Origin of the sequence: Alcaligenes sp. Lyrl_28, assembly GCF_051948705.1 — a bacterium.
Classification (GTDB): Bacteria; Pseudomonadota; Gammaproteobacteria; order Burkholderiales; family Burkholderiaceae_B; genus Alcaligenes; species Alcaligenes ammonioxydans.
On sequence record NZ_JAYJLG010000002.1, the window covers coordinates 238448 to 260336 of the forward strand.

The following is a 21889-nucleotide window of genomic DNA, read 5'->3' on the forward strand; positions in this document are numbered from 1 at the left end:
CGGGGCTCCGCTTGCAGATATTTTGGTTAAGACCTTGAACAGGTTCTAAGGTTAACATCGGGCAGTTAGCAATACTAAGGATGAACCCATGGGCTTCCAAGATATGGACTATGTACTTAGTCGCTCAGCCCGTACCCTGACGTATCGCATCGGCGAGTTTGTACATGTGTGTGCCATGTATCTGGGCATAGCCGTACTGGTGACGATTGCAGCCTGTGTGGTTGTACCTTCCATGCGTGCTCAGTTTAACCAGCTTTATACCGGTCTCGTGCAAACCCTGCGCCCCGAGGCGGTGAAATACGATGCGTACAGTCTGGCGGTCTGGCCGGCAGACACGAGTCAGCCGGCCCTGTCTGAAGATGGCCAGGATTTGACCCAGACGGAACAGCAGCAGGCGGTTTCTGCCTATCAGGGCTTTATGAAAAATCTGCGTGCCTCGGTGACGGGGCAGCCCATCGCAGGCGTGACAGCCGCCCAGCAGCAGGCCTTGCGCAGCTACCTGGCGCGCAAGTACAAGATCGCCTACTCGGTATCCGGGGCCCTGATCCACACGGCTTTTATTGTGGGCAAGGAAAAGAACCTGGACCCGCAACTGATTCTGGCCGTCATCGCCATTGAGTCACGTTACAACCCCTATGCAGAAAGTCATGTGGGGGCCCAAGGGCTAATGCAGGTCATGACTAAAGTCCATAAAGAGAAGTTTGATATCTATATGGAGGGCACGCTGGCGGTATTGAGCCCTGAGGCCAATATCCGGGTGGGCGGTCAGATTTTGTCCGACTGTATCCGTCGCCGTGGTTCCATTGAAGGGGGACTAGCCTGTTATGTGGGGGCCACCGGCCCCAGCGATGGTGGTTACGGGGCCAAAGTGCTGGCAGAGCGTCGCCGTATTGCCCTGGCCTCCGGTATCCCGGTCCGGACACGCTAGGCGGTCCGGATGGGAGGTAACGAGTGTCTGGGCGTCTGAGGGCCGGGCCCAGAGCGGGGCTTAGCGGCCCAGGAACTGGCCCAGACGACTGATTGCCTCTTGCAGGCGGTCCATGCCGGTGGCATAGGACAGGCGCAAGGTATAGGGCGCGTGAGCGGTGCCAAAGTCTCGGCCCGGTACCGCTGCCACACCGGCCTCGTGCAGCAATTGCTGCGAGAACGCATCGCTGTCCTGGCTGTATTCACGGATATCCGTATAGATATAGAAAGCGCCATCCGGGCGGACAGGCACGCGCAGACCCAGACGCTCCAGCTCGGGCAGCAGGTAGTCCCGCCGTTGCTTGAAAGCCAGACGGCGTTCTTCGTAGATCGCCATGGTTTCCGGCTCAAAGCAGGCCAGGGCGGCATGCTGGGCCAGTGAGGGGGCGCAGATTGCCAGGCTGGCGGCCATGCGCTCGCAGGCTTCGGTCATCCAGGAGGGCAGGATCAGCCAGCCCAGACGCCAGCCCGTCATGTGGAAGTACTTGGAAAAGCTGTTAATAACAATAATGTCCTGATCCAAGGTCAAGGCGCTGAGGGGCGCCTGTTCGTAAAACAGACCCAGATAAATCTCGTCCATGATGATAAAGCCATCACGGGCGCGCACTTCCTTGATCAGCTCTTGCAGGGCTGGGCGGGAAATTGTGGCACCTGTCGGATTGTTGGGCGAGGCAATCAGCACGCCGCGCGTGTTGGGACCCCAATGATCGCGAATGTGCTGGGCGCTCAGTTGAAAGCGTCCTTCTGCCGAGGCGGGGATCAGACGGGCTGTGCCGCCCGCTGCCATGATGAAGTTCTGGTTGGCCGGGTAGGAGGGGTCGGGCATCAGCACTTCATCGCCGGGATTGATCAGGGCCAGGGTCGCCAGTGACAGGGCGCCCGAAGCCCCTGCCGTGACCACGATGCGAGACGGGTCGACACGGGCCTGGAACTGCTGTTCGTAATACAGGGCGATGCGCTCGCGCAAGGCGCTCAAGCCCGCTGGGGCGGTGTACTGGCCCAGGCCTTGATTGCTGGCCTGATGCAGCGCATCGACCACGGCTTGCGGGGCGGTAAAGTCCGGTTCACCTATGCCCAGGCTGATAATGTCGCGGCCCGTGGCCTTTAAGGCATTGGCCTGTTTGAAGAGTTCAACAGCATGAAAAGGAAGAACGTGTTCGGTACGACTGGCGAGGCGGGACATACGGCAAATCTCGGGTAAAAAGTGTATTGTAGGACCTTGCTCAAAAGGGCGTCAGGTGGCTGTGGCAGGTGCGCATGCTCAAGAAGGGTGCAAGCCGGCGGGCCAGTTGGCCTCAAGTGTAGGTTTGTTGCAGGAAAAGTCTATGGTTTCTTCGTCCAGGCGTGCATTTTTGATGGGTCGTCGTCCTCCCCAGACGGCCTGGCAGTCATTTTGTTCGCGTCTGAAAGCCCGGGTTCAGGGCGAGTGGTCCTTGCTCAGTGCGGAGCCGGATCATGAACAGGCGCGCCTGGAGCCGGCTTCCAGCGCGGACGTGCATATGGTGTTGACGCTGGCCGCCGAGTATGGGGTCACGGTGTGTCTGGAGGGTGTGCCGCAGGCTAGCGAGACGGATGGTCCGGTGATTGTTCTGGCTCCGGGTCGACAAATGGCACGCTGCGACCGTCTGGAACCCAACTCCAATCGCTGGTTTGTTCAGCCGGGTTGTTTGCTCGGAGAGATGGAGGCCAAAGGCTTTCAGGGGCTTGCCACTGCGCCTGCCGGCATGACGGTGGCCGCCTGGCTGGCTGACCGTCGTCAGCATGATTGGCCCAGTGGTCGTACGGCGTTGTCGGGTGTTCTGCATTGCTCGGTCATTCTGGCGGACAACACACAAGCGGCGCTGGGCCCCTTCGGACAGGACAACCGTAACCCTCTGGACAGCCTGCGTATGCAGCAGTTGATCCCCGCTTTGTTTCGCTTGATGGGCGAGCCCGACACGCAGGCCCTGCGTCAGGAGCATTGGCCCTGCCGTTACCGCCTGGATGCGCTCGAACCACGTGACGGCGATGGCATCAATCTGGCGCATCTGATGTTGGGCCACGGTGGTGATCTGGCCTGGGTGGAGTGGCTGGTGCTGGATGAGACCGTGCTTAGTGGCTCGGACCCGCAAGACTGGTCCTGGCCCAATCAGGAGCAGCCGTGGCAGGCCCAGGATGTGGATAGCCGCATCAAGGCCCTGTTTGATCCCACCGACCGCTTTTCTTATCCTGGCCAGATGCTGTGAGTTTGTCCTGGCCCGTGCTTGACCCCTGATGTAACTCAAGGGCTAGAATGGTTCCTGCCTGGGCCGCAAAGGCTCGGCAAGGCGACCGGGATGGAGGCTGTCAGCAGGGCAGATGAGGGCAGACGGTTTGAACAGGCTGCAGGTCTGTTTGAATGGACGCTGTTAGACAATGGCCGCTTTCAGGCGATCCCGGTCCGTTTTAAATGGATTTTTGAGTGGGTAACAGCATGGACGCCAATTTTCGGAAAGCAGCTCTGGAATATCATGAACAGGGCAGGCCCGGAAAGCTTTCGGTCACGCCGACCAAGCAATTATCGAACCAGCGGGATCTGGCGCTGGCGTATTCGCCCGGGGTGGCAGCCGCTTGTGAAGAAATCGTCAAGGACCCACAAAACGCCTTTCGCTATACCGGGCGGGGCAATCTGGTCGGCGTCATCTCCAACGGTACCGCCGTGCTGGGTTTGGGAAATATCGGCGCCCTGGCCTCCAAGCCCGTCATGGAAGGCAAGGCCGTGCTGTTCAAGAGCTTTGCCGGTCTGGATGTGTTTGACATCGAGATCAATGAAACCGATCCCGACAAGCTGGTCGACATCATCGCGGGTCTGGAGCCGACCTTTGGCGGCATCAACCTGGAAGACATCAAGGCGCCCGAGTGCTTTGAAGTCGAGCGCAAGCTGCGCCAGCGCATGAGCATTCCTGTTTTTCATGACGATCAGCATGGCACGGCCATTTGCGTCACCGCTGCCTTTCTGAACGGCTTGAGCGTGGTTGAAAAAGACATCAAGCAAGTCAAGGTGGTGACGTCCGGTGCGGGTGCGGCGGCCCTGGCCTGCCTGGACCTGATGATTGATATGGGGCTGCCACTGGAAAATATCTGGGTTACGGATATTGATGGCGTGCTCTACGAAGGTCGCTCCGGCAATCCTGTGCCCGAACTGGCCCGTTTTGCCAAGCAGACCGATGCCCGTACCCTCAGTGAGGTGATCGAGGGGGCCGATGTATTCCTGGGGCTGTCCGCCGGTGGCGTACTCAAGCCCCAGATGCTGGAGAAGATGGCGGCCCGACCGTTGATTCTGGCTCTGGCCAACCCCAATCCCGAGATCCTGCCGGAAGACGCCCACGCCGTGCGTGATGATGTGGTCATGGCAACCGGCCGGTCGGACTATCCGAATCAGGTCAACAATGTATTGTGCTTCCCCTACATCTTCCGTGGGGCGCTGGACGTGGGGGCCACCACCATTACGCGGGGCATGGAAAAAGCCGCTGTGCAGGCCATTTGCCAGTTGGCACGCGAAGAGCAGGATGAGGGCGTTGCGGCTGCCTATGGGCTGGAAGAGGTCTCTTTCGGTCCGTCCTTCTTCATTCCTCGTCCCTTTGATTCGCGTCTGATTGTGCGTATTGCTCCGGCCGTGGCCAAAGCGGCGATGGAAGAGGGCGTGGCGACCCGTCCCATAGCGGACTTGAACAACTACATTTATCAGCTACGCCAGTTTGTTTATAAATCCGGCTCCTTCATGAAGCCAATTTATTCACTGGCTCGGGGGCTGGTGCAAGATGGTGCCAAATCCCGTGTGGTCTTTAGTGAAGGCGAGGACGAACGCGTCCTGCGCGCCGTACAGATTATTGTGGATGAGGGGTTGGCCAGTCCCATCTTGGTGGGCCGTCCCGCTGTCTTGCAACAGCGCATTGAACGTTATGGTCTGCGTCTGCGTCTGGGCATTGACGTGGAGGTGACCAACCCCGAACAGGACGATCGCTTCCACCGTTACTGGACCAGTTACTGGGAAATCATGTCGCGTCGCGGTATCAGCAAAGAGATGGCTCGCGTGGAAATGCGGCGTCGCCCGACCCTGATCGGGGCCATGATGCTGCATCTGGGCGATGCCGATGGCATGATCTGTGGCACAGTGGGACGTTACGAAAATCACCTGGAACTGGTGGACCAGGTCATTGGCAAAGCACCGGGTGTCAAAACCTATGCTGCCATGAATATTTTATTGCTCAGTGAGCGCAGTGTGGCCCTGACCGATACGCACATTAACCACGATCCCGATTCGGACCAGGTGGCCGAGATCACCCTGGCGGCAGCGCGTAAAATGCGCCAGTTCAATATCGAACCCAAGGTGGCTCTGCTGTCCAGTTCCAATTTCGGGACCAATAATTCGCCCGCAGCGGTCACCATGCGCGGTGCGCTGGAGCGCGTGCGCCAGCTCGACCCCAGCCTGGAAGTGGATGGTGAAATGCACGGCGACTGCGCTCTGGATGAAAAGGCCCGTCATCAGATCCTGCCGACCTCGGCCCTGAGCGGCGAGGCCAATCTGCTGGTCTGCCCGAACGTGGAAGCGGGCAATATTGCCTACAACCTGCTCAAGACGGCTGCGGGTGGTAACGTGGCAATTGGCCCTTTCCTGCTGGGAGCCCGGGCACCGGTTCATATCATGACCTCGACCTCGTCAGTGCGCCGTATCGTCAATATGACGGCCGTCACGGTGGTGGATGCCAACGTCGCTACTGAAGGCTGATACGGATCATGATTCAGCGCTCACCCGCCCCGCTGGCCTTGATCCTGAACGGGGGCGGGGCGCGCGGCGCGTATCAGGCCGGGGTGCTGGCCGGCCTGCTGGAGCTGCTGGACCCGGAGCGCAACCCCCAGTTCAGCAATCCTTTCGATATTATTTGCGGCTCGTCGGCCGGTTCCATCAATGCGGCCGGTCTGGCCTGCCGCGCAGATAAACCGCACGAAGCTGTCGACCATATACAACAGCTGTGGGGGTCCTTGCGCACCAATGACATCTTTCATGCCGACCCCTTGCAGTTGCTGGCCACCAGTGCGCATTGGGTAGCCACGCTAGCCCTGGGCTGGCTGGCCCCCCGTCTACGCGATCATGTGCCGCACTCCATGCTGGACAACTCACCCTTGCGCGAGTTGCTGGAACAGAGCCTGGACTTTGAGCGCCTGCAACGCAATCTGGCCCAGCAGCATGTGGGGGCGCTGGCCATTACCGCTGCCGCCTACACCACTGGCGAGCACCTGACTTTTTACCAGTCGGATGAGCGCATTCGCCCCTGGACACGCAATCTGCGTCGCGCCATTCCCGGCGTCATCGGAGTGGACCATCTGATGGCTTCCAGCGCCATTCCCTTCATGTTTCCGGCGCAGTCACTGCAAGTGGGTAAGCAAACTCAATGGTGTGGTGACGGCACTATGCGTCAGTTGGCCCCCATCAGTCCGGCCATACATCTGGGCGCCCATAAAGTCTTGATTGTGGGGACGGGATATGCGGACAACACGTACCACGAGCAAGAATGTGCAGACCCGCCATACCCCTCTTTGGCGCAGATCAGTGGCTATGCCTTGTCCAACATATTCCTCGATAGTGTGTCAACGGATATTGAACGTATGGAGCGGATCAATACATTGCTTGCCTATATGCCTGCAAATGTATTACAAAGCCAATCGCTGCGTCCTGTCAGCACGTTTGCCATCACCCCCAGCCGCTCGCTGGATGAAATTGCCACCCGGCATATTCATCAGATGCCAACTGCTGCACGTACCCTATTTCGAGTACTTGGTGTATCTTCAAAGTCCGGTCCGACCACAGGCGGTGCATTAATTTCATATTTGTTATTCGAGTCCGGCTACACCCAAGAGCTGATCGAGTTAGGAAAGACCGATACCATGAGTCGTCGTGAAGAAGTATTAGCGTTTTTTAAGGAAGCGTCCTGATGAGCCAATCCCTGACTTTGCAAGAGGCTTTGCAACAAGGCGGCGTGCTCGACGCAACGGGCCTGACGGCTGCTGATTTTCTGAAGCAGGCACAGGACCAGGGGCTCACTGCCCTGGAAGTAAGTTGCGATCGTGCGCGCAATCGCTCCGCTGTGCTGCGAGCAGTCGCCAAAGCTGTTGATTACCCTGAATTTTTTGGTGGCAATCTGGATGCGCTCTACGATTGCCTGTGCGATACCGTACTGGATCAAAAGGCTGGTTTGGCCTTGTGGCTGGACAACCTGCACAGTGGCGATCCCGCATTGGAAAAAGACGCCCAGGCTATCTTGGGCGTGTGTGAGGATGTGCATGCCTGGGCCTCGAACAACGAGCGCCGTTTTGTCTGTGTTGTTTTACATGCCGGCAAGCATCCTGATCCGGAACCAGGCGAGACCCCTGCCTCCTACTCCAGCCAGGACGAGGAATAAGCCTTATTCCCAGCCTTGCAAGGCGCTGATCGCTGCCGTCAGCGCCAAGGCAGCGGTCTCGGTTCGCAGTACGCGGTGCCCGAAGCGAATGGCCTGCGCCTGGGCAGCCAGCGCCACTTTTTGTTCTTCGGGCGACCAGCCGCCTTCGGGGCCAATCAAAATGGTGACGGCCTGGTCCTGCGGCTTTATGGCTTGTGCCAGTTGCTGAGGCGCATCAGGGTCACAAAACAGATGCAGACCCGTTCGGGCATCCCGAAAGTAGTCGGACAAGCTCAGCGGCGCCGCCAGTTCCATCAGACGATTGCGGCCACACTGCTCGCTGGCTGACTCGATGACCCGCTGCCAGTGGACCATGCGTTTGGCCTGCCGTTCCGCGCTCAGTTGCAGCACGCTGCGTTGCGCGCGAATCGGCACCAGGCAGCTCACTCCCATTTCCACCGCTTTTTCGATAATCCAGTCCATTTTGTCGCTGGAGGCAATGCCTTGCAGGACGGTAATGCGGCCAGCCAGTTCGCGTACGGGTGTTTCGGCCGCCCCCAGGTTGGCAAACCCTTTTTTGCCCTCGATGCGCAAGGTAGCGGGAAATTGGGTGCCCAGTCCGTCAAACAGGACGATGTCCTGCCCATCTTTTAAACGCAGTACCCGGATGGCGTGATGCGCCAGGGCGTCGGGCAGGGCGATCTCGGTGTGGGCCGTCAGGGCAAAGGGATGATAAAAACGGGGAGCTGCCATATCAGGACACCATCAAGGGTAAAAAAACCGCACAAGCATACCGTACCTGGGCTGGGGGAAGAAAGCGCAAGGCCGCAGCGCAAGTGAGGGCGATTTAGCGCCAGCAATGCTAAAATAGCGCGTTTTATAAACTAATCAGGGCCGTGAGCCGTCCGCTAGCCGGAATTGTCGCGCCGCCGCCCCAATGAGCTTCTAATGGATATTGCGTCAGCCTCTGATAAAACCCTAGCCAATGCCATCCGTGCCTTGGCTATGGATGCCGTGCAACAAGCTAATTCGGGCCACCCCGGTGCGCCTATGGGCATGGCCGATATCGCCCAGGTTCTCTGGTCCCGGCACCTGAAACACAACCCCGCCGACCCCGCCTGGTTTGATCGTGATCGTTTTGTGTTGTCAAACGGCCACGGTTCCATGCTGATCTACGCTTTGTTGCACCTCAGCGGTTACGACCTGTCTCTGGACGAGTTGCGCAACTTCCGCCAGATGCATTCGCGTACCCCCGGCCACCCAGAAGTGGGTATTACGGCTGGCGTGGAAACTACGACCGGCCCCTTGGGCCAGGGTCTGGGCAATGCGGTTGGCTTTGCGCTGGCCGAAGCCTTGTTGGCCCGCGAGTTCAACCGTGACGGCCACGAGGTGGTAGATCACCTGACTTGGGTTTTTGCAGGCGACGGCTGTTTGATGGAAGGGATCTCGCACGAGGCCTGCTCCTTGGCCGGCACCTGGAAGCTGTCCAAGCTGGTCGTGCTGTACGACGACAACGGCATCTCTATTGATGGCAAGGTCGAGAACTGGTTCGGTGACGATACGCCCGCCCGCTTTGAAAGCTATGGCTGGAACGTCATCCGTGCTGTTGACGGTCATGACGCCGCCTCGATTCACAACGCGATTGAACAGGCCCGCCGCAACGCCAAAGAAGGCACCGGCCCCACTTTGATTTGCTGTCGCACCGTGATCGGCAAGGGCGCGCCTAACGCGGCCGGCTCCGAGAAGGTCCATGGCGCTCCGCTGGGTGCTGAGGAAATCGCCGCCACCCGTGCTGCGCTGGGCTGGAACCACGGCCCGTTTGAAATTCCTCAGGAAGTCTACCAGGGCTGGGATTGCCGCGAAAAAGGGGGCGTCCAGCAAGCGGAATGGCAAGCGCGTTTTGACGCCTACAGCCAGGCCTATCCTGAACTGGCCGCGGAACTGGCCCGTCGTCTGAAAGGCGAACTGCCTGCCGATTACAGCGCTAAAGTACAGGCCTTTATTGAGGAAACCGCTCAGAAAGCTGAAACCATTGCCTCGCGCAAGGCCTCGCAACTGGCAATCAGCGCGCTGGTCAATGTGCTGCCAGAAATGTTGGGCGGCTCGGCTGATCTGACCGGCTCCAACTTTACCGACTGGAAGGGCGCCGAGGCAGTGCGCGCTCACGCCGACGGTGTACATTTTGGTCGTCACATCAACTACGGTGTGCGGGAATTCGGTATGGCTGCCATCATGAATGGCGTGGCCCTGCATGGGGGCTACCTGCCGTTTGGTGGTACCTTCCTGACTTTCTCGGATTACTCGCGCAACGCCATTCGCATGGCAGCGCTGATGAAGCAGCGCGTGGTGCATGTCTTTACCCACGACTCCATCGGTCTGGGCGAGGATGGCCCGACGCACCAGTCCATTGAACACGCCAATAGTCTGCGACTGATCCCCAACCTGCATGTCTGGCGTCCTTGCGACACCACGGAAACGGCCGTAGCCTGGGCCTGCTCGATCGAGCGTCCCGCCAGCATCGGCATGAATGTGCAGGACGGCGGCCCCAGTGCCTTGCTGTTGTCGCGCCAGAATCTGCCATTCGTGGAGCGCGATGCACAAACCATCCAGAACATCCGCCGTGGTGGCTATGTGCTGCGCGATGCGCCAGATGCGCGCGCCATCATCATGGCAACCGGTTCGGAAGTCGGTCTGGCCTTGCAGGCGCAGGAGCAGTTGGCTCAGCAAGGAATTGCGACCCGCGTGGTATCCATGCCATGTACCAACCTGTTTGATGCCCAGGACAAGCAATGGCGCGATCAGGTTCTGACCCCGGGCATCCCGCGTGTGGCGGTGGAAGCGGGTACGACGGGTCTGTGGTTCAAGTACGTGGGTCTGGAAGGCGCGGTGGTGGGGATTGATACCTACGGCGAATCGGCTCCGGCTGGCGTCCTGTTCAAGCATTTTGGTCTGACAGCAGAGAAAGTCGCTGCGGCCGTTCAAGAAATTTTGTAATTGGAGTCTGACATGACGATTCGCGTCGCAATCAATGGTTATGGTCGTATCGGCCGCATGATCTTGCGTGCCCACTACGAGTACGGCAAAAAACACGATATCGAGATCGTGGCCATCAACGCCTCGGGCGGTGCCGAGATCAATGAACACCTGACTCGCTATGACTCCGTGCATGGCCGCTTTAACGCCGATGTGTCGCTCGACGGCGACTATCTGGTGGTCAATGGTGATCGCATCCGCCTGCTGAGCCAGCGCGATGCCCTGACCTTGCCTTGGGCCGAGCTGGGTGTGGACGTGGTACTGGAATGTACCGGTGCTTTCACCAGCAAAGAAAAGGCCAGCGAGCACATCCAGGCCGGCGCCAAGAAAGTCATTATTTCCGCCCCCGGCGGCAAAGATGTGGACGCCACGATTGTCTATGGCGTGAACCACGACATTTTGAAGAGCACCGACACGGTGATCTCCAACGCCTCGTGTACGACCAACTGTCTGGCTCCTCTGGTTGCCCCCCTGCACAAGGAACTGGGCGTGGTCAGCGGTCTGATGACTACCATCCACGCTTATACCAACGACCAGGTCCTGACGGACGTGCGTCACAAGGACATGCGCCGTGCCCGTTCGGCCACCAGCAGCATGATCCCCACCAAGACCGGCGCAGCCGCTGCCGTAGGTTTGGTGTTGCCAGAACTGAATGGCAAGCTGGACGGTTACGCTGTGCGCGTTCCAACCATCAACGTGTCCATGGTTGACCTGACTTTTGTGGCTAGCCGCAACACGACGGTTGAAGAAGTGAACGGCATTTTGAAGGCCGCTTCCGAAGGCGCCATGAAAGGCATCCTGGACTACTGCACCGAGCCCTTGGTGTCCATCGACTTTAACCACACCACCGCTTCCAGCACGGTTGACTCCCTGCTGACCAAAGTGACCGGTGGCAATATGGTGAAAGTGGCTGCCTGGTACGACAACGAGTGGGCTTTCTCCATTCGCATGCTCGACAGCACCATCGCACTGATGTCGGCCAAATAAGATCTGAATAGCAGGGGCGGGATTTCCCGCCCCTGTCACGTTAATTCCCAGAACAAAAAATCATGTCTACAAGCATCAAGACCTTGTCTGCGCTGGCCGAAACGGACGCGCTGCGAGGCAAGCGGGTATTTATCCGCTCTGATCTGAATGTCCCTTTGCAAGACGGGCGTATTACCGAAGACACGCGAGTCCGTGCTTCGGTGCCTGCCATTCGCATGGCGCTGGATGCCGGCGCTGCGGTGATGGTCACTTCGCACCTGGGGCGGCCCAAAGAAGGCGAGTGCCAGCCCGTGGATTCTCTGGAACCCGTGGTGCAACGTCTGTCCGAATTGCTGGGCATGCCGGTTGAGCTGCGGCGCAATTGGCTGGATGGCGTGCAGGTGTCGCCCGGTCAGCTTGTCTTGTTGGAGAATTGCCGCTGCAACGTCGGTGAAAAGAAGAATGATCCTGAGTTGGCCCGCAAAATGGCCGCTTTGTGTGACGTTTACGTAAACGATGCCTTCGGTACGGCTCACCGTGCCGAGGCCACCACGGAAGGGATCGCCCGTTTTGCGCCGGTGGCTTGCGCTGGCCCCTTGCTGGAAGCCGAGTTGAACGCTCTGGGGCGTGCCTTGAACCAGCCTGCGCGGCCCTTGGTAGCCATTGTGGGGGGGGCCAAGGTCTCCACCAAACTGTCCATCCTGCGCGCTTTGGCTGAAAAAGTTGATCAGCTGGTGGTCGGGGGCGGCATTGCCAACACCTTTATGATGGCTAGCGGCTTGTCCGTGGGCAAGTCACTGGTCGAAGAAAGCCAGTTGGAAGAAGCTCGCGAGGTGATCCGCATCATGAAAGAGCGCGGTGCCGACGTGCCTATCCCCGTCGATGTGGTATGCGCCAAGTCTTTTGCGGCTGATGCTGCCGCTGAAATCAAGGCTGCTGACCAGGTTCAGGATGATGACATGATTCTGGATGTGGGCCCTGAAACGGCGCGCCAGATCGCTGACATCATTGCCAAGGCCGGTACGGTTGTCTGGAATGGCCCTCTGGGCGTGTTCGAATTCCCGGCCTTTGCACAAGGTACGGCAAGCTTGTCGCGCGCGATTGCCGATTCCAAGGCTTTCTCGATTGCCGGGGGGGGCGACACCCTGGCGGCGATTGCCCAATTCAATATTGGTGAAGAGGTGGATTACATCTCCACCGGCGGCGGTGCATTCCTGGAGTTTCTGGAAGGCAAACGTCTGCCCGCTGTGGCTGCCCTGGAAGACAAGGCTTAAGTTTTGCCGCCTATCGCGTGACCCGTCCTCAGACTGGTTCATGCCTCAGAAAGCCAGCCAACGAAAGTTGGCTGGCTTTTGCTTTTGTGTAAAGACCGGACGCGATGGGGTTACGCCCCCTCTTTAATCAGTTGTCCATAGCCCTGCATGGCATCGGGCCATTCCAGCTTGAAGCCGCTATCGAGCAGGCGCTGGTTGCGCAGGCGTTTGCCGCCTTCTGCAGACGGGCGTCGTTCCGGGTGTGGCACACCCAGCAGATCGGCCAGCCCGTCATATAGCTCGGTAATCCGGTAGGGCCGACTGTCGGTGCCGATATAGCACGGGAAGGGCGCAGGAGCGCGTAGCAGATGCCAGCAGGCCGCTGCGGCATCCTCGATATGCAGGCGGTTGGCCCAATGCTCCGGGTCATCCGGTACGGTGGCCCGTCCTTCGCGCAGCCGATCCAGTAGTTGGGTGCGTCCGGGGCCGTACAGACCGCTGGGGCGGATGACCACAGCCTGGGCGGGGATGCGGTGATGAAGCCTTTGCTCGGCTTCCAGCAAGATTTTTCCATTGAACTGGGTGGGCTCCGTGGGGGAGTTTTCGTCCACCCAGTCTGTCGAGGGGCCATATACCGCCGTCGAGGAGACAAAGACAAAACGTTTCAGGGCTTTCAGGTCCAGCTCGTTGAGCAGATTTTCCAGACCTTGTAGAAAAACGCGCTCATAGGCAGCCTGGTTTCGCTGGTCAGGGGAGACCGCGTAAAGGACGTGAGTGATGGGGCGGTGTTTCAGTCGTAATGACGCAGGTTCGCTCAAATCGGCCTGTACCCACTCTATGCCGCTGTGATCGTCCAAGGGGGGGTGACGGCGCAGGCCGATAACCGGCCATTCATGACGACGGGCCAGCATTCCGGTGCGTGTGCCCAGATCGCCAGCGCCCGCCAGGAGCAAAGTACAGTTTTGAGAATCCACAGCAGCAGGTCCTTGAGTAGAATGATCTCGAGCAAAGCTCGATTGGCTGAGACAACAATAGCATTGGAGGCGGTCATGGAGTGTCGCAATTGGATTGACGGACAGCAACTTGGCGCGGAGGGCGGTGGTTTGCTACCGGTGATCGACCCCTCCACAGGCGAAACCTTTGCCCGACTGGCGCAATCATCCGCGGTGGATATTGATTGGGCCGTGCAGGCCGCCAGGCGTGCCAGTCAGGGGACGTGGCGCCGCCTGAGCGCAGCGCAGCGCAGTCAGTTATTGCTGCGTTGTGCCCGAACCCTGTCCGATGCTCGCGAGGAGTTGGCGCGGCTGGAGTCGCGGGATACGGGTAAGCCTTTGCGCCAGGCCCAGTCCGATGCTGACGCCATTGTCCGCTATTTCGAGTTTTATGCGGGTGCGGTGGACAAGCTGCACGGTCAAACCATTCCCTTGGGTTGGGAAATGACGGCCTTTACGTTGCGCGAGCCCTTGGGCGTCACAGCGCATATCATTCCCTGGAATTACCCCCTGCAGATCTTTGGACGCAGTGTGGCGGCCTCCCTGGCCGCAGGTAATACCTGCGTGGTGAAGCCGGCTGAAGATGCCAGTCTTTCTTTGCTGCGCGTGGCGGAGTTGTTGCACGAGGCGGGCTTGCCTGCCGGGGTGCTGAATATTTGTACGGGCCTGGGCAGTGAGGCCGGACAGGCCCTGGCCGCGCATCCTGATATCAACCATATTTCCTTTACGGGCTCTCCTGCCACGGGCCGTCAGGTGGCCTTGCAGGCCGCGCAGAATTTTGTGCCTGTCACGCTGGAGCTGGGCGGCAAATCGCCGCAGATCGTATTTTCAGATGCGGATCTGGACGCGGCCCTGCCGGTTATTGTCAATGCGATTGTGCAGAACGCAGGCCAAACCTGCTCGGCAGGCAGCCGTGTATTGATTCAGCGTGCGATTTATAGTGACTTTACGGAACGTCTGGCTGAAAGCTTCAAGGCCTTGTTGACGGGGGCAGCGAGCGACAATCTGGATTGCGGCCCTCTGATCAGCGCGCAGCAGCAAGCTCGGGTGCGTTCTTATCTGGAGAATCTGGATGAGGATGGCATTGTGGTGCTGGCGAAAGGCAAGCTGGACTCCAAGGCCCCGACGGGTGGTTTCTATCAAGTGCCTGTCTTGCTCGATCACGTGCCTGTCCAACATCGTCTGGCCCAGGAGGAGATTTTCGGACCAGTCCTGATTGCCCAACCTTTCGGTACGGAGCAGGAGGCCGTCACCCTGGCCAATGGCACGCCTTACAGCCTGGTGGCGGGGGTCTGGACACGCGATGGTGCGCGTCAGATCCGCATGGCCAGACAACTACGGGCCGGCCAGGTCTTTGTGAACAATTATGGCGCTGCAGGCGGGGTAGAACTGCCGTTTGGCGGTACCGGACAGTCTGGTATTGGCCGAGAGAAGGGGTTTGAAGCGCTGTACGCCCTGACCAGCCTGAAAACGGTTGCGCTACGTCATGCCCCTGCGTGATGCCAGGAAATGTAGGGGTTAGCGCGGCTGTGGTGTTGGGGGTTTTCTGGCAGCATGGCATTTGAACGCTAAAACAGCATTTCTTTAGGGCGGCATCGAGCCGCCCTTTTTATGGAAATAAAAATAACAGAAGGAGACAAACATGCGATTGCAAGACAAGGTGGCCATCGTGACCGGTGGCGCATCGGGCTTTGGCCTGGGTATCGCACAGCGCTTTGCACGTGAAGGTGCGCGCGTGCTGATTGCCGACTTGAATGTGGAGCAGGGGCGGGCGGCAGCGGCCCAGATTCAGGCGACGGGCGGGCAAGCCATTTTTGCCGCTTGCGATGTGTCACAAGGGGACGAGGTTCAGGCCTTGCTCGACATTGCGCTGCGCGAGTGCGGCGGGCTGCATATCGTGGTGAACAATGCGGGCACCACGCATCGCAACAAGCCTTTGCTGGAAGTGAGCGAAAGTGAGTTCGATCTGGTGTATGCCGTCAATGTGAAAAGCATTTACTGGACAGCGAAACATTTTGTGCCCTATCTGCGGGCTCAGGGTTCAGGTTCCTTCATTAATATCGCTTCGACGGCGGCCTTGCGTCCGCGCCCCGGACTGGTCTGGTACAACGGCACCAAAGGCGCGGTGGTTACCATCAGCAAAGGCATGGCGGCCGAGTTGGGGCCAGACAATATCCGCGTGAATTGTGTCAATCCGGTGATTGGGGACACCGCCTTGCTGGAACAGTTCATGGGCATGCCCGATACGCCGGAAAATCGCAGCCGTTTTCTGGCGGGAATTCCACTGGGGCGTTTTTGCACACCCAAGGATGTGGCGGCGGCGGCTCTGTATCTCGCCTCCGACGAGGCTGAGTTCATTACCGGCACCTGCATCGAGGTAGACGGCGGCCGTTGTATTTAAGCCCCACTGTGATTCGTTACAATCGTGCTGTTGGCAGGCCCGTTCAGGGCCTGTAGTTTATTTCGCTTCCAAGGAAAAGCATGACATTCAATCGACAGTCTCCCCGCGAGCATCCGGATCAGTTGCGTATCGGCTTGGTGTCGGTGTCGGACCGCGCCTCCAGCGGACAGTACCAGGATGAAGGCATTCCCGCGCTGCGTCGCTGGCTTGACAGCGCTTTGACGGTAGCGCCGGCCTATCTGGAGCGACTGATTCCCGATGAGCGAGCCCTGATTACCGCTACCTTGGTCGAGCTGGTGGAAGCCGGTTGCGATCTGGTTTTGACTACGGGTGGCACCGGCCCGGCTCGTCGCGACGTGACCCCGGAGGCGACTCTGGATGCAGGAACACGCGAAATGCCCGGATTCGGTGAACAGATGCGCCAAATCAGTTTAAAATTCGTACCAACAGCGATTTTGTCGCGGCAAGTTGCGGTGATCCGAGAAATTCAGGACCACGCTGCTCTGATTATCAATCTGCCTGGGCAGCCCAAAGCCATTCAGGAAACACTGGAAGGATTACGGGATTCAGAAACCGGTCACGTATTGGTTCCCGGTATTTTTGCAGCCGTCCCGTATTGCATCGACCTGATTGGCGGACCTTACGCACAAACGCATGAGCAGGTGGTGCAAGCGTTCCGCCCCAAGTCGGCGCGTCGGAGCGCCCGTTAACAGGCTCAACCAACAATGGGCTGGACACAGACTGTGTCCAGTCAAGTTTTTCACTTATTTTAGTCTTCAGGAGGTCTTCTCATGGCCCTAGTTTCCATGCGCCAGCTGCTCGATCATGCGGCCGAGCACGGTTATGGTATTCCAGCGTTCAACGTCAATAACCTGGAGCAGGTCCAGGCCATTATGGAAGCCGCCTCGGAGACGGATAGCCCCGTCATCATGCAAGCCTCGGCGGGCGCCCGCAAATATGCCGGCGAGGCTTTTTTGCGTCACCTGATCGAAGCGGCTGTCGAGTCCTACCCCCACATCCCCGTGGTGATGCACCAGGACCACGGTCAGTCGCCCGAAATCTGCAAGGGCGCCATTGAACTGGGTTTCTCCAGCGTGATGATGGACGGCTCCTTGCTGCCTGACGGCAAAACCATTGCCGACTTTGAATACAACGTGGAAGTGACCCGCAAAGTGGTCGATATGGCTCACAAGCTGGGCGTGACCGTAGAAGGCGAACTGGGCTGCCTGGGCTCTCTGGAAACCATGCAAGGTGACAAGGAAGACGGTCACGGTGCAGATGGTGTCCTGACCCTGGATCAGTTGCTGACGGACCCCGAGCAGGCGGCTGAGTTTGTGAGCCGCACGCAACTGGACGCGCTGGCGATTGCCATTGGTACCAGCCACGGCGCTTACAAGTTCACCCGCAAGCCTACCGGCGATATTCTGTCCATCGAGCGTGTGAAAGAAATCCACCGTCGTCTGCCCAACACCCACCTGGTGATGCATGGCAGCTCCAGTGTGCCTCAGGAACTGCTGGCTGAAATCCGCCAGTTCGGCGGCAACATGAAAGAGACGTACGGCGTGCCCGTTGAGGAAATTCAGGAAGCCATCAAGTACGGCGTGCGCAAGGTCAATATCGACACCGATATCCGTCTGGCGATGACGGCTGCCATCCGTCGCTTCCTGTTTGAAAACCCAGAAAAATTCGACCCGCGCGAATATCTGAAACCTGCTCGTGAAGCGGCCAAAAAAGTGTGTGTGGCCCGTTACCAGCAGTTCGGCGCCGCGGGTCAGGCATCCAAGATCAAGGCCATTCCTTTGCAGGAAATTGCCCGCCAGTACAGCACCGGCGAGCTGTCTCAGATCGTTCAGTAATTATGTCAGGTGAAGCCGGCGTGGGCAGCACGACTGCCTGCCCCGGTCTTCGCGTCTTTGCCCGGTGCCGCAGGCGCCGGGATTGTCGTCCCGCCTGCATCCATAGTCAGCGGGATGTTTTCGTTTTAAGGATGAAATCGTGCAAGAGCCCTTACATCAATCCAGCCTGAGCTCCCTGCCCTTGCTGGCGCGTGGCAAAGTTCGGGACATGTATGCGGTGGGTGAGGACAAGTTGTTGATTGTGGCCAGTGATCGCATTTCGGCATTCGATGTGATTCTGGACGACCCCATTCCTGGCAAGGGCGCTGTCTTGACGCAGATGACCGAGTTCTGGCTGAACAAGCTGGCACACATCATCCCCAACCATACGACTGGCGTTAACCCGGTCGATGTCGTGGCGCCTGAAGAGCGCGCGCAGGTCGAAGGTCGCTCCATGGTGGTCAAGCGCCTCAAACCCATCATGGTGGAAGCCGTGGCCCGTGGTTATCTGATCGGTTCTGGCTGGAAGGATTACCAGGCAACCGGCGCTGTGTGCGGCATTACCTTGCCTGCTGGCCTGAAGCAGGCCGCCAAGCTGCCTCATGTGCTGTTCACCCCGGCCGCCAAAGCAGAAATGGGCTCGCACGACGAGAACGTGGATTTCGCTCATGTGGTCAAGGAAGTCGGACAGGAGTTGGCCGAGCAAATCCGCGATGTGACCCTGCGTCTGTACACGGAAGCCGCCGATTACGCGGCCAGCCGTGGCATCTTGATTGCCGATACCAAGTTCGAGTTTGGCCTGGACGAGCAGGGCCAGCTGCATTTGATGGACGAAGTGCTGACCCCCGATTCCTCGCGATTCTGGCCTGCCGACAGCTATGCCGAAGGCATCAGCCCCCCATCCTACGACAAGCAATTCGTGCGTGACTGGCTGGAAACCCAGGTTTGGGACAAGACGCCACCCGCTCCTCGTTTGCCTGCTGAAGTAGCCCAGCGTACCGCTGAGAAATACCGCGAAGCACTGGAGCGCCTGACAGCGTGAACGGTGTGCAGCCCGGACAGGTGCTCGCCGTCAGCGAGCCGCCTCATCGTCATCAGCAGGGTGGTGAACGACGACAGCTCGTTGGACGACGCTGCGATGAGGAGCCGGGCTCTGGGGACGGGCCAGGGGCACCGTACAGCCTGCCCCGTCTGAAAACCCATCATTGGATGGGCCCTGCTGTTTTTCCATTTACCAAGGCGCCTGGCAGCATGGCGCCTTCTTCCTTTTAGGGCGTATCTCTGATGAGCGTACAAACTCCTGTAGCCCCTGTGGTGGGCATTGTGATGGGCTCCTCCAGCGACTGGGAGGTCATGAGCCAGGCCGTCGCCATTCTGGACGAATTTGGCGTGTCTCATGAATGCCGCGTGGTCTCGGCCCACCGCATGCCCATCGATATGGTGGATTACGGTGCCCAGGCGCCCGCCCGTGGCCTGAAAGCCATTATTGCGGGTGCTGGTGGCGCGGCCCACTTGCCTGGCATGTTGGCTGCCCTGACACACCTGCCTGTCTTTGGGGTTCCCGTGCCGTCGCGTTACTTGCGCGGCGAGGATTCCCTCTTGTCGATTGTGCAAATGCCCAAAGGCGTGCCGGTTGCCACCTTTGCGATTGGCGAGGCCGGTGCCGCCAATGCCGCCTTGCATGTGATTGCCAATCTGGCCGTCAACGATGCGGTGCTGACTGAAAAACTGATTGCGTACCGTGCCCGCCAGACCGAGGCTGCCCGCGCTATGCGTGTCCCTCCTGTTACTGCCTGATTTTATTTTGTGATGATGACCCCCATGAATGATGCTGCCCTTCTGGTTCCTGGCTCCTGGCTGGGCATGATTGGAGGCGGCCAACTAGGCCGCATGTTCTGCCATAGCGCCCAAAGCCTCGGTTACAAGGTGGCCGTGCTCGACCCGGACACTCATAGCCCGGCCGGTGCGGTCGCGGATCTGCATATTTGTGCAGCCTACGATGATGCGCAAGCATTGGTTCAACTGGGGGAGCTGTGCCAGGCCGTCAGTACCGAATTTGAAAACGTGCCTGCACAGTCCCTGCTGACCCTGGCTCAACATACACGGGTCACGCCTTCGGGTGATGCCGTGGGCATTGTGCAGGATCGCATTCGTGAAAAGGCCTTTATTTCGCAGGCCGGTGTGCCGGTGGCCCCCTATGCCGCCATTGAAAGCCTGGATGATTTGCACGTCGCTGACAGCGCCTTGTTCCCCGGCATTCTGAAGACGGCGCGCTTTGGTTACGACGGCAAGGGGCAGGCACGGGTGGCAGACCGCGATCAGGCCTTGGCCGCCTTCCAGGAATTTGGCTCTCAGGCCTGTGTGCTGGAGGCCCTGCAGCCCCTGAAGTCTGAGATTTCGGTGGTGCTCGCCCGTGGTCTGGACGATCAGGTCAAAACCTTTCCGTGTGCCCGCAATGAGCATCGCGATGGCATTTTGGCCGTGTCCACGATCAGCGCCCAGTTCCAGGACGATGCTCTGTCCGAACAGGCTCGTCAGGCGGCCGCCGCGATTGCCCGCACGCTCAATTACGTGGGCGTGTTGTGCGTGGAGTTCTTTATTCTGGAAGATGGCCGCTTGCTGGCCAATGAAGTGGCCCCTCGTCCGCACAATAGCGGTCACTACACCATGAATGCCTGCGTCACCAGCCAGTTTGAACAGCAGGCCAGGGTGATGGCGGCTCTGCCCCTGGGTGACACGAGCGCCTTGTGTCCGTCCATGATGCTCAATATCCTGGGCGATATCTGGTTTGATGAACACGGTCAGATGCGTGAGCCGGATTGGGCCGCCTTGCTGGCGGTGCCGGGTGTGTCCCTGCACTTGTACGGCAAAGCTGAGGCGCGTGTTGGCCGCAAGATGGGGCACGTCAATATTGTGGGGGCATCGGATGAGCAAGTGCGCGAGCGCACTGCCCGTGCCGCTGCCGCGTTGCGCATTGCATTTGATCATGACTGATACCACCACCCCTGGCCCTTCCGAGCAGCAGATAGAGCAAGCCGCCCATGTGCTGGCACAAGGGGGGCTGGTGGCCTTTCCGACCGAGACGGTGTATGGCTTGGGTGCGGACGCGGAGAACCCGGCCGCCGTGCAATTGATCTACAAGGCCAAGGGCCGTCCTGCCAATCATCCTCTGATTGTGCATGTGGCCCCTGGCGCCGATCTGCGTTATTGGGTGAAAGATATCCCCGCGGTTGCGCAACAATTGATCGACGCCTTCTGGCCCGGTCCTTTGACGCTGATCTTGCCGCGTAATCCGGCGATTCCGGATACGGTCAGTGGCGGTCAAAGCAGCATTGGTATTCGTTGTCCTTCCCATCCGGTGGCTCAGGCTCTGCTCAAGCGCATGGCGGAACTCAAGCCCAGCGGTCAGGCCGGTGTGGCGGCGCCTTCGGCCAACAAGTTTGGACAGGTATCGCCCACAGCGGCCAGCCATGTACGCGATGAGTTCGTGGATATGGGGCCAGATCAGTTGCTGATTGTGGAAGCGGGTCCCTCAGAAGTGGGGATTGAATCCACCATCGTGGATGTGTCGCGAACCCACCAAGGCGTAGGTGCCGTGCTGTTGCGTCCAGGTCATATTACCGCCGCCATGATTGCCGAGGTCATTGGCTACGAACCGGCCAGCCCCGATCAACAGGCTCCACAGGTGTCGGGCAGCTTGAAAGCGCATTATGCGCCGCGTACCCCTTTGTCTTTATTTGATGAAGGCAGTGTGCCTGCGGTGCAGGCTGCTTTGGCTCAAGGGGGCAAGCAGGCCATTGTGGCTTTTGCCGCTATGCCCCCTTTTTTGGCTGATGTACATGACTGGTATGTCTGCAGTTCGGATGCCCAGGCTTATGCCCAGGACCTCTATGCCATGTTGCGTCGCCTGGACCAAGGCCAGTACCAGCATATCTGGGTGCAGCGTTGCCCGGATACGCCAGACTGGCAGGCAGTCAATGACCGCCTGGGTCGAGCAGCCGCGGCCTTTGAGTAAATCAGCCGCGGATGACTGCAGAGGGTTGTG

The 21889-nt window shown here is 59.1% G+C and carries 20 protein-coding genes; 16 read left to right on the forward strand and 4 right to left on the reverse strand.

Going from position 1 to position 21889, the window contains the following annotated elements; translation table 11 throughout:
• Positions 1 to 88: 88 nt before the first annotated feature.
• Positions 89 to 928, forward strand: coding sequence for a lytic transglycosylase domain-containing protein (locus VF694_RS05755; protein ID WP_003803654.1), 840 nt, complete (start codon positions 89 to 91; stop codon positions 926 to 928).
• Between the two features lie 60 nt (positions 929 to 988).
• Here VF694_RS05755 and VF694_RS05760 read toward each other — a convergent pair whose 3' ends face one another.
• On the reverse strand, positions 989 to 2149 hold the full coding sequence (locus VF694_RS05760) for a pyridoxal phosphate-dependent aminotransferase (protein ID WP_003803653.1): 1161 nt from the start codon (positions 2147 to 2149) through the stop codon (positions 989 to 991).
• Positions 2150 to 2291: 142 nt separating this feature from the next.
• On the opposite strand from VF694_RS05760, the gene VF694_RS05765 reads away from it, so the two are divergent.
• From VF694_RS05765 to VF694_RS05780, 4 genes are all read left to right on the forward strand, one after another.
• A complete protein-coding gene (locus VF694_RS05765) occupies positions 2292 to 3191 on the forward strand; it encodes a hypothetical protein (protein ID WP_003803651.1) in 900 nt (299 codons plus the stop codon).
• A 227-nt stretch (positions 3192 to 3418) separates the two neighbouring features.
• A complete protein-coding gene (locus VF694_RS05770) occupies positions 3419 to 5713 on the forward strand; it encodes an NADP-dependent malic enzyme (RefSeq protein WP_003803650.1) in 2295 nt (764 codons plus the stop codon).
• Between the two features lie 8 nt (positions 5714 to 5721).
• On the forward strand, positions 5722 to 6918 hold the full coding sequence (locus VF694_RS05775) for a patatin-like phospholipase family protein (protein ID WP_003803648.1): 1197 nt from the start codon (positions 5722 to 5724) through the stop codon (positions 6916 to 6918).
• Positions 6918 to 7385, forward strand: coding sequence for a barstar family protein (locus tag VF694_RS05780; protein WP_003803646.1), 468 nt, complete (start codon positions 6918 to 6920; stop codon positions 7383 to 7385). Before VF694_RS05775 ends, VF694_RS05780 begins: the two co-directional genes overlap by 1 nt.
• A gap of 3 nt (positions 7386 to 7388) precedes the next feature.
• Here VF694_RS05780 and VF694_RS05785 read toward each other — a convergent pair whose 3' ends face one another.
• Positions 7389 to 8117 (reverse strand): 16S rRNA (uracil(1498)-N(3))-methyltransferase, encoded by a 729-nt coding sequence (locus tag VF694_RS05785; RefSeq protein ID WP_003803644.1) that lies wholly within the window; start codon positions 8115 to 8117, stop codon positions 7389 to 7391.
• Between the two features lie 195 nt (positions 8118 to 8312).
• Here VF694_RS05785 and tkt point away from each other — a divergent pair, with 195 nt between their 5' ends.
• The 3 genes from tkt to VF694_RS05800 all read left to right on the forward strand — a co-directional run bounded on the left by tkt (position 8313) and on the right by VF694_RS05800 (position 12637).
• The gene (gene tkt / locus VF694_RS05790) at positions 8313 to 10358 is read left to right on the forward strand and encodes a transketolase (RefSeq protein ID WP_003803642.1); all 2046 of its coding nucleotides are present in this window, start codon (positions 8313 to 8315) and stop codon (positions 10356 to 10358) included.
• A gap of 12 nt (positions 10359 to 10370) precedes the next feature.
• Positions 10371 to 11384 carry a type I glyceraldehyde-3-phosphate dehydrogenase gene (gene gap / locus VF694_RS05795; RefSeq protein ID WP_003803641.1) on the forward strand — a complete coding sequence of 338 codons (1014 nt, stop codon included), beginning with the start codon at positions 10371 to 10373 and terminating at the stop codon, positions 11382 to 11384.
• A 62-nt stretch (positions 11385 to 11446) separates the two neighbouring features.
• Positions 11447 to 12637: a phosphoglycerate kinase gene (locus VF694_RS05800; RefSeq protein ID WP_051010456.1), complete on the forward strand. Its 1191-nt coding sequence runs from the start codon at positions 11447 to 11449 to the stop codon at positions 12635 to 12637.
• 110 nt (positions 12638 to 12747) lie between these two features.
• Here the strand turns inward: VF694_RS05800 and VF694_RS05805 are convergent, their stop codons facing one another.
• Entirely contained in the window at positions 12748 to 13590 is an 843-nt protein-coding gene (locus VF694_RS05805; RefSeq protein ID WP_003803639.1) for an NAD-dependent epimerase/dehydratase family protein, read from the reverse strand.
• Between the two features lie 75 nt (positions 13591 to 13665).
• Here VF694_RS05805 and VF694_RS05810 point away from each other — a divergent pair, with 75 nt between their 5' ends.
• The 5 genes from VF694_RS05810 to VF694_RS05830 all read left to right on the forward strand — a co-directional run bounded on the left by VF694_RS05810 (position 13666) and on the right by VF694_RS05830 (position 18886).
• On the forward strand, positions 13666 to 15108 hold the full coding sequence (locus VF694_RS05810) for an aldehyde dehydrogenase family protein (protein ID WP_440163905.1): 1443 nt from the start codon (positions 13666 to 13668) through the stop codon (positions 15106 to 15108).
• A gap of 142 nt (positions 15109 to 15250) precedes the next feature.
• Entirely contained in the window at positions 15251 to 16009 is a 759-nt protein-coding gene (locus VF694_RS05815) for an SDR family oxidoreductase (RefSeq protein ID WP_003803634.1), read from the forward strand.
• 80 nt (positions 16010 to 16089) lie between these two features.
• Positions 16090 to 16719: a molybdopterin adenylyltransferase gene (gene mog, locus VF694_RS05820; protein ID WP_003803632.1), complete on the forward strand. Its 630-nt coding sequence runs from the start codon at positions 16090 to 16092 to the stop codon at positions 16717 to 16719.
• Between the two features lie 81 nt (positions 16720 to 16800).
• Positions 16801 to 17865: a class II fructose-bisphosphate aldolase gene (gene fba / locus VF694_RS05825; RefSeq protein WP_003803631.1), complete on the forward strand. Its 1065-nt coding sequence runs from the start codon at positions 16801 to 16803 to the stop codon at positions 17863 to 17865.
• A 139-nt stretch (positions 17866 to 18004) separates the two neighbouring features.
• On the forward strand, positions 18005 to 18886 hold the full coding sequence (locus VF694_RS05830) for a phosphoribosylaminoimidazolesuccinocarboxamide synthase (RefSeq protein ID WP_003803629.1): 882 nt from the start codon (positions 18005 to 18007) through the stop codon (positions 18884 to 18886).
• 30 nt (positions 18887 to 18916) lie between these two features.
• On the opposite strand, the gene VF694_RS05835 is transcribed toward VF694_RS05830, so the two are convergent.
• Positions 18917 to 19075, reverse strand: a complete 159-nt coding sequence (locus VF694_RS05835; protein ID WP_157784356.1) for a hypothetical protein — start codon at positions 19073 to 19075, stop codon at positions 18917 to 18919.
• A gap of 53 nt (positions 19076 to 19128) precedes the next feature.
• Between VF694_RS05835 and purE the strand changes: the two genes are divergently transcribed.
• From purE to VF694_RS05850, 3 genes are read left to right on the forward strand one after another with little or no spacing between them, the layout of a single operon-like run.
• On the forward strand, positions 19129 to 19641 hold the full coding sequence (purE, locus tag VF694_RS05840; protein ID WP_003803624.1) for a 5-(carboxyamino)imidazole ribonucleotide mutase: 513 nt from the start codon (positions 19129 to 19131) through the stop codon (positions 19639 to 19641).
• Between the two features lie 15 nt (positions 19642 to 19656).
• Positions 19657 to 20838, forward strand: coding sequence for a 5-(carboxyamino)imidazole ribonucleotide synthase (locus tag VF694_RS05845; RefSeq protein WP_039943851.1), 1182 nt, complete (start codon positions 19657 to 19659; stop codon positions 20836 to 20838).
• Complete coding sequence (locus tag VF694_RS05850) at positions 20831 to 21859, forward strand: L-threonylcarbamoyladenylate synthase (protein WP_003803618.1); 1029 nt, start codon at positions 20831 to 20833, stop codon at positions 21857 to 21859. Before VF694_RS05845 ends, VF694_RS05850 begins: the two co-directional genes overlap by 8 nt.
• Positions 21860 to 21889 lie beyond the last annotated feature (30 nt).

Bases quoted from the DNA above. Each gene is read 5' to 3' on its own strand.
- VF694_RS05755 (WP_003803654.1), top strand. From the start codon at position 89: ATGGGCTTCCAAGATATGGACTATGTACTTAGTCGCTCAGCCCGTACC.
- VF694_RS05760 (WP_003803653.1), bottom strand. From the start codon at position 2,149: ATGTCCCGCCTCGCCAGTCGTACCGAACACGTTCTTCCTTTTCATGCT.
- VF694_RS05765 (WP_003803651.1), top strand. From the start codon at position 2,292: ATGGTTTCTTCGTCCAGGCGTGCATTTTTGATGGGTCGTCGTCCTCCC.
- VF694_RS05770 (WP_003803650.1), top strand. From the start codon at position 3,419: ATGGACGCCAATTTTCGGAAAGCAGCTCTGGAATATCATGAACAGGGC.
- VF694_RS05775 (WP_003803648.1), top strand. From the start codon at position 5,722: ATGATTCAGCGCTCACCCGCCCCGCTGGCCTTGATCCTGAACGGGGGC.
- VF694_RS05780 (WP_003803646.1), top strand. From the start codon at position 6,918: ATGAGCCAATCCCTGACTTTGCAAGAGGCTTTGCAACAAGGCGGCGTG.
- VF694_RS05785 (WP_003803644.1), bottom strand. From the start codon at position 8,117: ATGGCAGCTCCCCGTTTTTATCATCCCTTTGCCCTGACGGCCCACACC.
- tkt (WP_003803642.1), top strand. From the start codon at position 8,313: ATGGATATTGCGTCAGCCTCTGATAAAACCCTAGCCAATGCCATCCGT.
- gap (WP_003803641.1), top strand. From the start codon at position 10,371: ATGACGATTCGCGTCGCAATCAATGGTTATGGTCGTATCGGCCGCATG.
- VF694_RS05800 (WP_051010456.1), top strand. From the start codon at position 11,447: ATGTCTACAAGCATCAAGACCTTGTCTGCGCTGGCCGAAACGGACGCG.
- VF694_RS05810 (WP_440163905.1), top strand. From the start codon at position 13,666: ATGGAGTGTCGCAATTGGATTGACGGACAGCAACTTGGCGCGGAGGGC.
- VF694_RS05815 (WP_003803634.1), top strand. From the start codon at position 15,251: ATGCGATTGCAAGACAAGGTGGCCATCGTGACCGGTGGCGCATCGGGC.
- mog (WP_003803632.1), top strand. From the start codon at position 16,090: ATGACATTCAATCGACAGTCTCCCCGCGAGCATCCGGATCAGTTGCGT.
- fba (WP_003803631.1), top strand. From the start codon at position 16,801: ATGGCCCTAGTTTCCATGCGCCAGCTGCTCGATCATGCGGCCGAGCAC.
- VF694_RS05835 (WP_157784356.1), bottom strand. From the start codon at position 19,075: ATGGAAAAACAGCAGGGCCCATCCAATGATGGGTTTTCAGACGGGGCA.
- purE (WP_003803624.1), top strand. From the start codon at position 19,129: ATGAGCGTACAAACTCCTGTAGCCCCTGTGGTGGGCATTGTGATGGGC.
- VF694_RS05845 (WP_039943851.1), top strand. From the start codon at position 19,657: ATGACCCCCATGAATGATGCTGCCCTTCTGGTTCCTGGCTCCTGGCTG.
- VF694_RS05850 (WP_003803618.1), top strand. From the start codon at position 20,831: ATGACTGATACCACCACCCCTGGCCCTTCCGAGCAGCAGATAGAGCAA.